This is a genomic window from Ktedonospora formicarum (assembly GCF_016587355.1).
Taxonomy (GTDB): Bacteria; Chloroflexota; Ktedonobacteria; order Ktedonobacterales; family Ktedonobacteraceae; genus Ktedonobacter; species Ktedonobacter formicarum.
This window is the reverse complement of sequence record NZ_BNJF01000001.1, coordinates 2,357,456-2,371,814: the sequence shown is the minus strand read 5'-3', so window position 1 is coordinate 2,371,814 and position 14,359 is coordinate 2,357,456. Positions and strand designations below refer to the sequence as shown.

Annotated in this window: 10 protein-coding genes; 5 read left to right on the top strand and 5 right to left on the bottom strand. The window is 51.3% G+C overall.

The window, feature by feature from the left end; translation table 11 throughout:
• Positions 1–69 precede the first annotated feature (69 nt).
• On the bottom strand, positions 70–1,284 hold the full coding sequence (locus tag K3T82_RS10160) for a sensor histidine kinase (RefSeq protein ID WP_220193359.1): 1,215 nt from the start codon (positions 1,282–1,284) through the stop codon (positions 70–72).
• A 489-nt stretch (positions 1,285–1,773) separates the two neighbouring features.
• Here K3T82_RS10160 and K3T82_RS10155 point away from each other — a divergent pair, with 489 nt between their 5' ends.
• The gene (locus K3T82_RS10155) at positions 1,774–2,259 is read left to right on the top strand and encodes a helix-turn-helix domain-containing protein (protein WP_220193358.1); all 486 of its coding nucleotides are present in this window, start codon (positions 1,774–1,776) and stop codon (positions 2,257–2,259) included.
• Positions 2,260–2,305: 46 nt separating this feature from the next.
• Here K3T82_RS10155 and K3T82_RS10150 read toward each other — a convergent pair whose 3' ends face one another.
• Positions 2,306–3,055 carry an SDR family NAD(P)-dependent oxidoreductase gene (locus K3T82_RS10150; RefSeq protein WP_220193357.1) on the bottom strand — a complete coding sequence of 250 codons (750 nt, stop codon included), beginning with the start codon at positions 3,053–3,055 and terminating at the stop codon, positions 2,306–2,308.
• Positions 3,056–3,384: 329 nt separating this feature from the next.
• On the opposite strand from K3T82_RS10150, the gene K3T82_RS10145 reads away from it, so the two are divergent.
• Positions 3,385–4,251, top strand: coding sequence for a metallophosphoesterase (locus K3T82_RS10145; protein WP_220193356.1), 867 nt, complete (start codon positions 3,385–3,387; stop codon positions 4,249–4,251).
• A gap of 57 nt (positions 4,252–4,308) precedes the next feature.
• Here the strand turns inward: K3T82_RS10145 and K3T82_RS10140 are convergent, their stop codons facing one another.
• From K3T82_RS10140 to K3T82_RS10130, 3 genes are all read right to left on the bottom strand, one after another.
• The gene (locus tag K3T82_RS10140; RefSeq protein WP_220193355.1) at positions 4,309–5,268 is read right to left on the bottom strand and encodes an HAD family hydrolase; all 960 of its coding nucleotides are present in this window, start codon (positions 5,266–5,268) and stop codon (positions 4,309–4,311) included.
• Positions 5,269–5,407: 139 nt separating this feature from the next.
• Entirely contained in the window at positions 5,408–5,896 is a 489-nt protein-coding gene (locus K3T82_RS10135) for a YggT family protein (protein ID WP_220193354.1), read from the bottom strand.
• A 161-nt stretch (positions 5,897–6,057) separates the two neighbouring features.
• Positions 6,058–6,660 (bottom strand): AAA family ATPase, encoded by a 603-nt coding sequence (locus K3T82_RS10130; RefSeq protein ID WP_220193353.1) that lies wholly within the window; start codon positions 6,658–6,660, stop codon positions 6,058–6,060.
• A gap of 405 nt (positions 6,661–7,065) precedes the next feature.
• Between K3T82_RS10130 and alaS the strand changes: the two genes are divergently transcribed.
• From alaS to K3T82_RS10115, 3 genes are all read left to right on the top strand, one after another.
• The gene (gene alaS / locus K3T82_RS10125) at positions 7,066–9,708 is read left to right on the top strand and encodes an alanine--tRNA ligase (protein ID WP_220193352.1); all 2,643 of its coding nucleotides are present in this window, start codon (positions 7,066–7,068) and stop codon (positions 9,706–9,708) included.
• 220 nt (positions 9,709–9,928) lie between these two features.
• Positions 9,929–11,272 (top strand): cell division FtsA domain-containing protein, encoded by a 1,344-nt coding sequence (locus K3T82_RS10120; protein ID WP_220193351.1) that lies wholly within the window; start codon positions 9,929–9,931, stop codon positions 11,270–11,272.
• Positions 11,273–11,523: 251 nt separating this feature from the next.
• Positions 11,524–14,127 (top strand): baseplate J/gp47 family protein, encoded by a 2,604-nt coding sequence (locus tag K3T82_RS10115; RefSeq protein WP_220193350.1) that lies wholly within the window; start codon positions 11,524–11,526, stop codon positions 14,125–14,127.
• Positions 14,128–14,359: the final 232 nt, after the last annotated feature.

The following is a 14,359-nucleotide window of genomic DNA, read 5'->3' as shown; positions in this document are numbered from 1 at the left end:
ATCTGTAATCACTACGTTTTAGTCGTGATTGCAGATGATCCCATTATTTTGCGTCTGTTGAGGGAAGCGCTAAAGGGAAGCCCCTATATTGTAGCTTGGCGTGGTGGCTGGGATGGGCGTGTTGGGTGCGGGGGTGCGGCTTAGCCGCGTTTGTGCAATGGTGGGGAGGGTAAAATGAAAGTTGCTGCCTTGTCCAGGAATGCCTCGACTTTCTACCCAGATGTCCCCTTGCATGGCTTCGACAAGGTGTTTGCTGATATAGAGGCCTAGCCCTGTGCCACGAATAGGCCCGGCAAGATTCTGGGGTAGGCGTACAAACTGATCGAAGAGGAGGGTTTGTTCCTGAACGGGAATGCCTGCTCCTTTGTCACTAACAGTTATACGAACCTTTTCACCATCCATGTATGCACAAACCAGGATAGGGCTGCGTGATGGTGAGTATTTGTGGGCATTAGAGAGAAGATTATACAGTACATGTCGGATGCAATGAGCGTTTCCACGGGCAAAGACGTGTGGCGAGATGTCAAGGTGGAGCCGATTATGGCACTGGTAAAGTGTGGCGAATTGTATCATTACTTCGCGTATAATACGGTAAAGTTGCAGGTTTTCTGTCGCGATCTCTCCTCTGGTATTGGCAATAGCCATTGTATCCAGAACGTGATTCACAAGCCGTTGTAGCTCATCACAGTAGTTGAGAGAGTTCTTAAGGTAGACCGCGTGTAGCTCGCGCGTGAGGTATCCTGTCTGCTGAAGGAGCTGATAAAGCATCTCTAGATATCCATAAGCGGCGGTCAGTGGCGTGCGTAGCTCATGATTGACGTTGATGATGAATTGATTCTTGAGTTGATTAAGCTGGCGTAGGCGCTCGTTGGCTTCATGTGCTTGCGTGCGCGCCTCCTCTTCGCTGCGCTGGGCTTCCTCGGTTGTGTCTAACATGCTACGAAGCGTACACATAAGGTATCCCTCGATGAGTAGCACAACAATGCTCCCGATCAGGGAGTAAATGTACGTGGGCGTCACTGTCCATTGTTGATAAATGAGGGTGTTGTAGAGAACGAGGGCTATGATGTTGCAAGTAAAGATGCAGAAAGCGCCATATTTGTTAAAGGTCCATGACGCGAGAAGCATGGGTATCGCAAGTATATAGCCAGTATGTGTAAAGGGGAGTGTATAGTAGTAGAGCGCAGTGCAGGCGAGAAAACATAGTGCGCAGATGAGCAACTGTATCGTAAAGGGAAGGCGTAGAAATAGACGGGGCCAGGTACGAAGAATATTACTCCACATATCTGATGGTCCTCCACTCTCCACTTGAATGACGAAATCCTACAATGAATACATATGTATTGAAATACGTGAAATTAGTGTAACATGGATGAATATCACTATACTATGGATAATTACTTTTGTGCTATATTATATGCTTATATGCTTGTCTTGTGCTACAGTTGGCCTTTCCGCGTATCCTTGATTGTCCGTTTGGACAGGTTTGTTGATGGTGGTATGCGCTATAATTGGGGTGGCTGGCGCATTCATTTAGTCACCTCCTTACCTCATAATCCCGATAAGCTATGATAAGAGTGGGGGACATGGGTCGCAAAAGAGGTTAACTCTTTGTCTACTGCCAAATGGGTGAGGAGGGTGGCGATGATGTGGGTAATTGTGTTTTGGTGGGGGCTTTCTTGTTGCTTACTATTCGTCTGTTGAGAATAGAGAAGATTTCGTTTAAATGCGTGGGATATGCTGGGATTACCTGCGCGATGGGAGAATAAATGTATGTTGAATAAACCTGGGGGGCCGGGAGGTCGTTTTGCCTTTGTTGACGCAGGAGAGGCTGCACGTCAATTGGGAGTAGATCGTATAACGTTAGAGCAATGGGTAAAGGATGGGCGCCTCAAGGCACGGCGCGGAGTGGGGCGAGAATCGTTCTTCCGTACCTCCGATGTGCAGGCGCTCTATAGCGAGTTACATCCAGAGGCTGCGCTTGCGGAGGCTGTGGATGCTGATGAGCGCGAGAGTGCTGGCGAAGTTTCTACCGCCCCTGTGCGTAAGAAGCAGGATCCACAGATGCGTGTGTACTTGCGCTTGCAGGCCGATGCCAAGTGGTACGATGTATCGCAAGAAGATATTCAAACCTGGGCGAAGCAACTTGCCCCCGATGGATATGAGCGCAATAAGCGCAATGTTGAGCATGCCATCAGCAAGTTGCAATATCTGGCGAGCCTGCTCGAGGAGGCACAGCAGCGCCAGGCTGATTTATAAATGTAAGAGTGCAAGGCGTCCATCTTCGGATGCCTTGCATTTTATGTTAGTACATGTAGTTACCGCCGTCGATGATAAGTTTCTGACCGTTGATGAAGCTTGCTCCCGGTGAGAGCAAGAAGTCTATGGCCTGTGCTATCTCTTCAGGCTGTCCAATGCGCCCAAGTGGAATGTTTTCAACGATCGCACGCAGGCGCTCAGGATCGTGTGTGCCATAACGTTCTTCAACCTCCTGAGTTTGGATGAAGCCTGGAAGAATGCAATTAACGCGAATTTTGGGAGCTAGTTCCATCGCCAGGCATTTCGTCATGACCAGGATGCCCGCTTTGGAGGCGCAATAGTTTAACCCGTTTTTGCGCCCGGTAATCCCTGTGGTGGCGGCTATATTGATGATGCTTCCGCCATGCTCCTGTTCGAGCATATAGCGCGCGGCGTACTGTGAGCAGAGGAATGTTCCCTTCATATTCGTATCCACAACCTGGTCCCAGTCTTCTTCCTCCAAATCGAGCATAGGCTTGTCGCGATTAAGTCCCGCATTATTGATCAATACATCGATGCTTCCGTATTGTTTGCTTGCTAGGCTGAAAAGCTCTTCTACCTCTTGCTTTCTGGCGACGTTCGAGCGCAACATTGTGGCACTGGCCCCTGCCTTTTTACATTCCTGCTCAGTATCATGTGCGGCTCTCTCGTCTGTATGGTAGGTGAGAACCAGATTATATCCTTGCCGCGCCAGGTGTAAGGCCATTGCTTTGCCCAGTCCCTTAACGCCGCCAGTAATGATGGCGGTTTTTGTCATGATCGTATGCTCCCTGTATATTGTGGTTGGAAAGTCGTTGTGAAGTGGTATATACCGCTTGCTTGATCTATTTTATCTTATCTGAGAACCTGCACAGTGATAGTGATATCCTCCTGAGAAAATCTGGAGTGTACAAGCTCTGGAAATGGTGTTGGTTTTCGGATGAATAGCATATAAGACTAGATAGCGTAGAGGGATGATGTTCTTTAGGTGGAGAGGAGCTATAATATGCAATGCATTTTGCAACATCTAATCAGAAGCGAGTAGCGATCTCGCGTGAGGTTTTGGGTGAGTGAGAGATTCCTCAGACAAGGGAACGGAGATTTGCCGTGATAGTGGCAGGAGCAGTCCTAATTGGAGCGGTTGGAGCAATTGGAGGGATTGGGTACTACGCGCGTCGTATTGAGCCAGCCTGGATTGACGTGAATGCGATTTCATTGCGTTTACCGCGCCTGGATGTCGCCTTTGATGGTTACCGTATTGTGCATATTAGTGATATCCATGCGGATATGACCTGGATGGGGTATAAGCGCCTGTCGCGGATTATCCAGTTAATTAATAAACAAGAGCCTGATATGGTCGTGATAACGGGTGATTTTGTCTCGGCCTATCAGGAGCAGGCCCTGGAGACGATGACCGCTTTGCGTTTCTTACACGCGCGCGATGGGATCTTCGCTGTCTTTGGGAATCATGATCATCGGATGAAAGAGCACGGTCTGACGTATCTGCGAGCCCGTTTTCAGGAGTATGGTATCCATGAGATGACAGGAGTCGTACATACGCTGGAACGTGCTGGAAGTAAGCTACATCTCCTGGGGTTTGACGATCTCTTCGCGCAACGTCGGACGCTGCCCCGCGCAGTGTATCGCGAGCAGTTCACAACCCTCATGGAGAAAGTTCCGGAAGAGGGGGCAGCAATCCTACTGGTCCATGAGCCTGATTTTGCTGATCTGGCTGCGGAATCGGGGCGCATTGATTTACAACTTTCAGGGCACTCGCATGGCGGGCAGGTGCGCCTGCCATTTCGAGGGGCGCTCGTCCTGCCCGCGCTGGGTCGCAAGTACTCATGTGGCCTCTATCGCGTTGGCTCAATGTGGCAATACACAACGCGGGGTCTGGGGACAACCGCGCCTCAAGTGCGTCTTAATTGTCGCCCTGAGATCACAGTCATCACCTGTCGTAGTGACGCATCGTAGTGTCCTGAAGGCATACCATTCATTCGCTCAGGCGGCGTTGGCGAATGCTTTTTATAACTAGCTGACGGTTTCGAACAGGTCGAAGAGGTCTTCTACCGATGGCACAATAATCTCGGCACCGCGCTGCTTATAGAGTTCTACCTCAACCTCATTGACGCTCATAGCGCTGAGAATAATGGGTTCTTCCGGGGACCTGATTGCCATATAATTGCGAACAAGATCGCGGTCATCGGCTGTATCGCCAATGTAGAGACCGCCTAGTGCGCCTGTGAGTTGAATAGCCTGGCGTAGGGCTTGAGGATTTGGCTTTGGGCAGACATCAGCCGGGATAACGAAGTCCCACCAACGTTCGCCGCTATAAGCCTCCATCTGTTCCAGGGCACACTCGACCTCCGGTCCGACACGACCAGTAATCATACCGAGATGTTTAATGCCAGCGGTTCGTAAGCGACGAAAGAAGTCAGGTTGATAGAGCATGCGCTCGCGACGGTATAGGCCAGGGGTATCTGGTGAGAGGTATTGGGGATCTCGTTGATAGTATTTGCGCATCCCTTCGCCGCCCCAGTAGTATTCGTGATAGATATTGCCAATAGTGGCATAGTCGATACACGCGCTCGCGGGAATGTTCTCCTCAACCCAGATGCGCCCGCCTTGCCCATGCAGGTGAGCCTCGCGGGCAAGGGCCGCCCAGTGAGCGTTAGTGCGTGTCGCGAATTCTGTACCCTGCCACTCTCGGAGCTTCGCTGTATAGAGGGAGGCCAGTAGATAGCACATATCCCAATCGTTGTTATATCCACCTGCCTGTTTAAAGAGATCTACATCTGTCACTGTCAGCAGCGGGGTATTTTCTGCCTGGCCCCAATGTAGGCCATGTATGGTGCCAACGACATACTCGGCTGTCGCGATATCAGTGGCGTGAAAAGAGTCTGTAGTGTGGATCAAGATACCATCAACATCAAAGAAGATGCTATCGAATGTTGGGGGGATACGCAGTTCCGGGTGTCGCCAGATTGTCATGAAGTGGTCTTTCCTCTCAGATATTGTGGCTTGCAGCTTACCAGCGATGAGCTACGTTCACGGTTGGCATTGTACCACTTATTGAGAGATGTTGCCCTGCCGATAGAGAAAGAGTATGGGACTGATTGAGCAGGGAGGCTTAATAGGATGGACGCGTGACCAGAAGGCGGAGGAAGCGGCGAACCAGGAAAACGCCGAGCCAGTATACACCGATGGCGACCAGAACTGAGCCATCGATGCTATATGCGTTAAAACGAGTAATAGGGAGGAAACTGGTAAATGGGAGCATAAAGGGTGTGCTGGCAATGAAGATCCATTGAGAGAACAGGCTCCGACTCAGACTAAAGAAGGTGAGCAGAAAGCGTACTATCAGAAGTAGTGTTAGTATCCAAAGTAGAAAGCCGAGAACCTGATTGATCTTACGCACAATAGCGGCACAGATATTTCCCATTACCCACAAGGCTCGTCGATGCCAGGGCTGCTGCTGGTAGTTTACTGGCAGTGGTGCGGTTGAATCGGGCCACCAGTTGTCAGTGGTAGCATTATTGTGAAATGTGATCTGATTGGAATGGAGCGCATCACGTAAACGCCCATCATTGGTTCCCTGGTTCTGGTTGCGAAGAAACATGGCTCACGCTCATCCTTCTGCCATAAAATAGCTGAGTAATAGAGAATTGCTGCTCTCCTATTGGTACTGTATATTGTACCATAGATGCCTGAAATTCGCATATGCGAAGGAGATGGCATGAGGGCTAGAGCCCAGCTGGAGGGCCGTTTTCATATGTACGATCAGGCTTCGGGATTAGCAGGTGGGGAGGGAAGAATTGTGAGATGAATGTTTGCCTCAGGGGCATTGATATCCGCTTCACTAAGCTGATAAACCTGATGCCAACCTTCGCGCGGATATTCAGAGAGCAAGTTCTGTAGTTGTCCGAAATGATAGTTAATGACGTCAATACCGACGCGGCGCTGGCGCTGTTGCTCATGACGGAGGCAAATCTCAGGCGAAATATTGAAGATAAAGAGGCATGTAAGGTAATTGTGCCGGTGGGCGAGTTCGAGCAGTTTGTGGCGTGCGTCCCAGGTTAGCGCGGTACTGTCCGCGATGGTAGGGCGATTTTGCAGCATACGCTTGGTGATGATAAAGTGGAAGAGGTCAAAGGTTTCGCGGTTCGCCTGCTGATTGGTTTCATCGTCGAAGATGATGCGTCGGCAGTAATCGGATGAAATAACCATACTGGGCGCGAAGCCAGCATGCAGATTCTGATGGACAAGGTGTTGAGCGAATGTGCTTTTACCTGCGCCAGCGGGTCCACAGAGTACGATAAGTGAGCGCTGGGGCAGCGTGATCTTAAATGGTCGCTGACGTTGTAGGGGGCTTGCTATGTCCATTGCGGTGGTTCTTCTCCTTTGATATAATGCGCATGCATATATACGCCTTTTGGCCGCTGAGATGAATAGGTGAGACCAAGGGTTATATGCACCTTTTATGTATCATTGTATGTGAACAAACAGCATTCGCCAGCATCGCCTGTCGGTGACAGGCCCGGTCTTAGAGCATTCGCCAACACCGCTTGTGCGGTGGCAAGCGCACAAGCGCTCAGGGCGAATGAACGACAGGCGATAATACATTATCTATTGGCTTTTTCATTCATTATATATTGTCTCTTTGGGTGTGGAAACATAAACGAGTGAGCACGTTTCGCTCGTTTATGTCGGCGGCTCCAGGCTACCGAGATGTTTCACTAAAGTTCACTCTCATCGTAAGAGACGCTCCCATAGCTTGAGGAGGTTGCTGTGTCTGTTGAGATTGCTCTCACGAGCACGGAAATCCGTGCGCGTTACTTAGATTACTTCGCGAGCAAAGGCCACGTCAAGGTCCCTAGCTCGTCCCTTGTGCCTCGCAATGATCCGACTGTGATGCTGACGACGGCGGGCATGCAGCAGATGATCCCATATTTTCTGGGACGCGAAACCCCTCCCGGCTCGCGCATGACATCGGCGCAGAAGTGCTTCCGCACGACTGACATTGATATCGTTGGCAATCAGCGCACGCTGACCTTCTTCGAAATGCTGGGCAACTTTTCGGTTGGTGATTACTTCAAGCGCGAAGCAATTACCTTTGCGTGGGAGTTCTTGACCCAGGTCATCAAATTGCCTGCTGAGCGTCTTCACCCTACAGTGCATCCTGATGATGCCGAGGCACCTGGCTATTGGAGTGAGATCGCGGGTTATCCAGATGATGCTATTGTACGCCTGGAAGATAACTGGTGGGGGCCTCCAGGAGCTTCTGGCCCTTGTGGACCTGACTCGGAGATCTATTATGACCGTGGTGTAGAGCATGGTTGTGGGCGTGCCGATTGTAAGCCTGGCTGCGACTGTGAGCGCTTTCTTGAGATCTGGAACCTGGTCTTTATGCAGTACTTCCAGGATCGAGATGGCGTGCGTACGCCCCTGCCCAAGACCAACATTGATACTGGCATGGGTCTGGAGCGACTTTCAATGGTCGTCCAGGGCAAAGAATCGGTCTTTGATACTGACATCTTCCGTGCCATCATTGACCACTTCGCGCAACTGACGGGCGTCCGCTATGGTCAGGATACACGTGTCGACACCTCTCTGCGTGTTATTGCAGACCATGCACGCGCTCTGGTTTTCCTTGCTGCTGATGGGGTCCTGCCAAGTAATGAGGGACGTGGCTACATCTTCCGCCGTGTTCTGCGCCGAGCTGTGCGGCATGGTAAATTGCTGGGGTTAGATAAGCCCTTCCTCTCCATTGCCGCCGACACCGTAATCAAGCTCATGGGAGACTACTATACCGAGCTACGAGAACAGCGCGACCGCATCGTTGACGTATTGAGCATGGAGGAGAAGAAGTTTAGTCAGACGCTCAACACGGGCCTGCAGCTGCTTACTGAGTTGCTTACTGAGTTGCGTGCGAAAGAGGTCTCAGTTATTCCGGGGGATGCTGTCTTCAAGCTCTATGACACACATGGTTTCCCAGTCGAACTGACGCAAGAGATTGCTTCGGAGCAGGGCTTCACCATTGATAGCGCGGGCTTTGAGCATGCTATGCAGCAGCAGCAAGAGCGGAGTCGTGCCGCCAGTACATTCAGCCAGGCGGATCACGAGACCAATCTGGATGAGGTACTCAAGCGTGTTGGTCCAACACGCTTCCTGGGCTATGAGGGCGTGATTGGGACGGGAAAAATTGTGTCTCTGGTCGTAGATGGCAAAGAGGTTGAAAATATTAGCGCACCGCAACAGGCGTTGGTAATTCTCGATGCTACCCCCTTCTATGGCGAGAGTGGTGGTCAGATTGGGGATCGTGGTGATTTAAACTCCCATGCTGGTGTCTTTAAGGTGCAGGATACGCGCCGCCCTGTGAAGGGGTTGATCGTGCATTATGGTGAGATCTCTGAGGGGCATTTGCGTGTTGGCGATACCGTGCAGGCGGAAGTTAATAGCCAGCGCCGCGAAGATACAATGCGCAATCACAGTGCCACGCATCTATTACATAAAGCGTTACGTGATCTACTTGGGACCCAGGTGCAGCAGCGAGGATCGTTGGTGGAACCCGAGCGCCTGCGCTTCGACTTTAGTAGCCAGCGCGGGTTGTCCGCGAACGAAGTTGAGCAGATCGATGCTCAAGTCAATCGTTGGATTCGGGCCGCATCTCCCGTTCATACCAATATCATGCCTATTCAGGAGGCAATGGCGACTGGAGCCATGGCCCTCTTTGGTGAGAAGTATGATGATGTTGTGCGTGTAGTCTCAATGGGTGAGAGTATCGAACTGTGTGGTGGGACTCATTGTGCCTCTACAGGCCAGATTGGCTTGTATATTACTGTGCAGGAGACAAGTATTGCCTCTGGTATTCGCCGTATTGAGGGCCTGACGGGGCGAGCGGCTGAAGCCTATCTCCGCCGCCGGAGCGCGCTGGTCGATACCCTTGCCGCCAAGTTCCAGGTCCAGACTGATATGCTGGAGATGCGCACGGAGCAGATCATACAAGAATTGGCGGCAGCTCGCCGTCAGATCGCGCAATTCCAGCGCGAAGGAGCAGCCCGGCTGGCTGAGAGCCTAGTCTCTCAGGCGCGAGAAGTTGCTGATGTTGCTGTCATCACCACAGTGGTCGAGGTTCCCGACGACAAGATCTTGCGTGAGATGGGTGACATGGTCCGCACCGGATTGAAGCGCCCAGGTGTTGTAGTCCTGGCGGCTCCTTTTGAGGAGCGTATCGCGCTCCAGGTCAATGTCGCGCCTGAGCTTACAAAGCGTGGCCTGCATGCGGGCAAGATTGTATCGGCGGTTGGTCAGAAGATTGGCGGCAAAGGCGGCGGGCGCCCGGAAGTAGCGCAGGGTGGTGGCAAGAATAAGGCTGAGTTGGGAGCGGCCCTCGATCTTGTGATAAGCTTGGTACAAGAGAACTTGCGCTAGTTTTGTCAAAGCCAGATTTTTTGGGCTATAGGGCCTATGTCATGCATGCCATCTGTGAGGAGCATGCATGATATGCCGTGCATTTGCTTGAGTGCTGCTAGCTGTCACATCGGTGACAATGGTATATGCTAGCGATAGTTATCGCGCAGGGTGGTGTGAGGATAGGCAATCCGCTACCTGTGGAATAGCAGACAAAGAAAAAAATCAGGGAAGACAGCTTATGAATCTCTTTCAGCGTCTACGCCAGCTTTTTTCGAAGGGACAAGAAGAGATCGACTATTATAGTGACGATCTGGATGAAGAGTTTGATGAAGATGAGGAGTTGGAGCCGGAAGTTACAGAGCGACAACTCTTTACCGCATTAGACATTGGCACTGCCTATGCCAAAGCTATGATTATTGAGGTGCAGGGCGATAGTGCCGAGGTGCTGGGTGTAGGGCATCACCCGCAAAGTTATATGCACATGTCTGATGGGATCGTGACTGATATTCCTGGGGTGATTGCCAACTGCAATGAGGCTCTGCTGAAGGCCGAGAGAGCGGCGGGAGGGGTTATCGCGCCCTCGGCTATTATTGGTATCGCGGGCGAACTGGTTAAGGGCTGTTCAACAACAGTGAGCAAAAATCGGCAGCAGCCAGCGCGTCCAATCACCGCAGAGGAACTAGAAGCGCTTATGGCAAGCGCACAGAATAAACTGCTGAAGAACGCTAAGGAACGTATCGCTTCAGAAACAGGTTATAATAATATTGAGGTCCGTCTAACTAACACCGCTGTGATCGCGGTGCGCATCGATGGGCAGACTGTGTCAAATCCCATTGGTTTTCCGGGCCGCTACTTTTCGCTCACGCTCTTCAGCGCCTTTGCGCCTTTGATGCAATTAGGGGCTCTGGAAGCGGTGGCGCAGGGATTAGATCTCACATTGCTAGCTATTGTCGCCGAACCCTACGCTCTGGCACGTTGCCTGAGTACGAACGCGGGGGCGGATAGTGGCGCAATCTTCATAGACATCGGTGGAGGTACAACCGATATCGCGCTGGTGCGACAGGGAGGAATTGAGGAAACCCGCATGTTTGCATTGGGTGGACGAACCTTTACGCGCCGTATCGCGACAAGCAAGGGCATTTCCATTAGGGAAGCAGAGCGTTTGAAGCTTGGTTATAGCCGGGGCGAGATCAAGGGTGCGGGTCATGAGGAGATTCGAGCCATTCTAGAGCCGGAGTGTCAGACCTGGATGGATAGTGTTGAGCTATTGATCGAGGAATTGGCGAAGGGAGAATTGCTACCACCCGCGATTTATGTGGTTGGCGGTGGTTCGGCTCTTTCTGACCTGTTTCGGAAGCTGGAGGCATTTCCTTGGACGGAACGCTTGCCGTTCTCTCGCCCCCCCATCATTAGCACCGTCCAACCGGAGATGGTAGGACATATCATTGACCCTGAGGGGATGCTACAGAGTGCCCAGGATATTACGCCGATGGCTCTGGCTTATCAGTCGGTTGAATTGCAGAATGAGAATACTATTCTGGAGCGAACGTTAGACCGTGTACTAGACACAATGCGTATCTAGGTGAGCGTGTTGGTGGTAACGTTTTGTGCCTATAAATAAAAGGGTTGCATTTTTCATGGCATTATGGGGTATGCATGGAAAATGCAAGTTTGCTATAAAATGCGTATCTGGCGATATCAGATGCTTCAAATAAAAATAAGAGACACAGGGATGTAATGCTATACTATAGTATAAGAGAGCTGCACAGCCCGAACTTCATGAGGATACAATAATGATGGGGGAAAACTGGGCTTATGAATGATGAGCAGAACATGCAGACAATATATATAGGACCTGAAGATGATTTGACGAGCGTACGCGAGCGCCTGCAAAATGTTGAATCGCGTCACGTGACCCTGGTTATACCCGCACAGACCCAATTGCGTAGCCATGTTGCCTGGAAGCTGTTACATGCACGCGCAAGAGAGATGGGAAAAGATGTCCTGATTGTCAGTTCTGACCCCCAGGTGCGCTCGGTTGCTCAGGCTGTGAAATTTAAAGTAGCCCAATCGTTGGAAGCGCCTCCCAGTAAGCCACGCCAGATGAGCCGCTCTGTGCGCTCATCTCCCCCTGGTAGAAGTCGACCTGCTTCCCGTAAAACTGTTGAGGGACGCGGTCCTAGCTCTCGCCGCTCTCATCAGTTAGAACGTTCGTCCGGTCGCTGGCATGATGATCTACCTGCTCCTTCGCCCCTTCCCCCCTCTTCTATCGAACCGGTGATTGAATCGATTCCTGAACCTTTGAAGAAGCCCTCGCAGGAATTAAAGCGTAAGCCTTCGCAGGTGGATAAGCTCTCTTCTGCTGAGGTCTTACCCGAGCCAGAGCATGGCGCATCCTATAACTTTGATGTGGATAGTGTACCGCCGATTCGTTCTTTGTCACCACAGGAAATGGATAACAGCGATGAGCCTGACCAGCTCTTTGAAGACTATAATCAGGCTCAGAGTATTCGTCGTTCCGCCATGCGACGGAAGACAGGTGAGCAGGCGGCCAAATCTGAGGAAGCGTCCCCGCCACGTGGGCAGGATGAACCGACGCCAGCATATAATATGTTGCCCATCTCATCAACCGAGATGGCCTTTGTCGATCCTTTCACCTATCTGGAAGATGAACTCCCCCCGCCGCCGCACTCTGAGCAACGCGGGTCGGTAATGATGGATCAACTTGATAGTGGCCTGCACCCCATTCCCGAGACGCCGGTTAGCCGAGTCTCGGAGCCTGGGATGGAGAATGTTATTGAGGATCTGGGCGACCTGGGGCGTATCGAGGCATTTCCAGGTCGGAGCCCGCTCATTGAAGAGGGCGTCGATGAGGTGCCGCCGCCTTCTGCTCCTCCAGTGCGCCCTAGCAAACGCTCCGTGCCACTCTCCCCTCGTCTCCGTTCTGAGCCAGAGCCAATAGAGCCTAAAGAGATTTCCGCGTTCCAGAGGGAGGAGATTGAAGATCAGCCGACAATTGTCTTTCCTCAGCGCCCTGCGGTTGAAGGCTGGCGTTCAAGTGAGCGTGAGCAGCCCGTACATTCCCGAGCGGTGCGGCCCGCGAGCGGCGTAACGGAACATCCTAATCAGGTTCGCCCCTCTTCTCGTCAGAGCCAGGCCTCACAGCGCCCAGCAGGCAGGCGTACAGGCCCAACCACCGCGCGCAGCCGTCGCTCAATTGTCCAGTCTGGGCGTCAGAAGCGTAGTGGCTTGTGGGTGGCAGTAAGTATTATATTTGTATTACTGATAGTAGCTCTGGTGGCGTATTTTGTGCCGAGCGCAGATGTAACGATCACCTTTACCGGACGTAGTTACTCTCATGCAGTCACGCTGGTGGCAAGCCAGAATGGAGTGGTTGGCCCAGCAAGCTCTAGCAGTGCGAGTGTGCCTGCACAGAGTTTCTCGCGTGACTTTGACCAGGATGGTAGCGGTACAGCTACGGGGAGCAAGATGGTAGACAATCGCACCGCTACCGGGAGTGTTACTTTTACGAATACTGGCAATACGAATATTACCATTCCCTCGGGAACTATCGTGGAGACGCAAAATGGGATTCAGTTTGCTACCACGGCGGAGGCTGTCGTGACGACGTCTGGTAGTGGCCTCAATGTCGTAGACATGCCGATTCAGGCGGTTAAGCCAGGAGCAAGTGGTAATGTTGGACCTGGAAAGATTACGGTGCTGACAGACGAGGGTAAAGACATGATTGTCAGGAGTAGCCATCTCTCCTCTCCAAATCAGTTGAAGTTGAAACTCACAAATTCATCTGCGACCACAGATGGTGGCTCAGGTAAGGTCACAGTAGTCGCGCAGGATGACCTGAACAATGTCACTAAGAAATTACAGGATGCCCTGAGCGATGATATTCAGGCTTGGTTGTCGCAATTAAAGAAGTCCTCTCAGGATGTGGTTGGTAAGCCACACATTGAAAGTACCTTGACAGATGCTCCCAAGGAGGGAGTACCAGTCGAAAGTAATATCTTCCCAGCGCACTTGCGAGCGCATGTACTGGTGATGGTCGTGCGTGCCAATGATATTCAGAAAGCAAGCATCGCTCCATTGAACACCTTCTTGATACAAGAGAAGAATCAATCAGACTATACTATTAGCCCTGATGCCGCTTCTTCAATCCAGATTCAAGATCTTAAAACGAGTGGAGAGGGGGCTGCCCTGACACTAAATTTTACTGCTCAGGCCAGTACTACGCCATCAATGAGCATCGAAGCTGTGCAACGCCTGATCAGTGGAAAATCGGATGGTGCCGCGCGTGACGATATACTGAGAACATATCGGAATTTAAATGTGCGAGATGTTCAGATTACCAATTTCCCGTCATTTGTCTCCTGGACACCTTTTTGGCCTCCTCATATTAATATTCATCTGGTTCCTGTAAAGTAGGTTTGAAAAGAGATGCATGCTTTTTCATAATTAACGAAAAAGCATGCATCTCTTTTTATATAGGATAATGCGCAGCTGTTTCTGGTGCGTTTATGCTACTTCGGGGGGGCAAAGTGGACAAATGTCAGCTTGCTTAGCTAGAATGGTTGTGAAGAAGGGGCGTTGGATCCAATGAAAATATGTGCCAACGTCGTCTGCTGGTGGCTAGCATTCTCTGGTTCATGGATCGCAA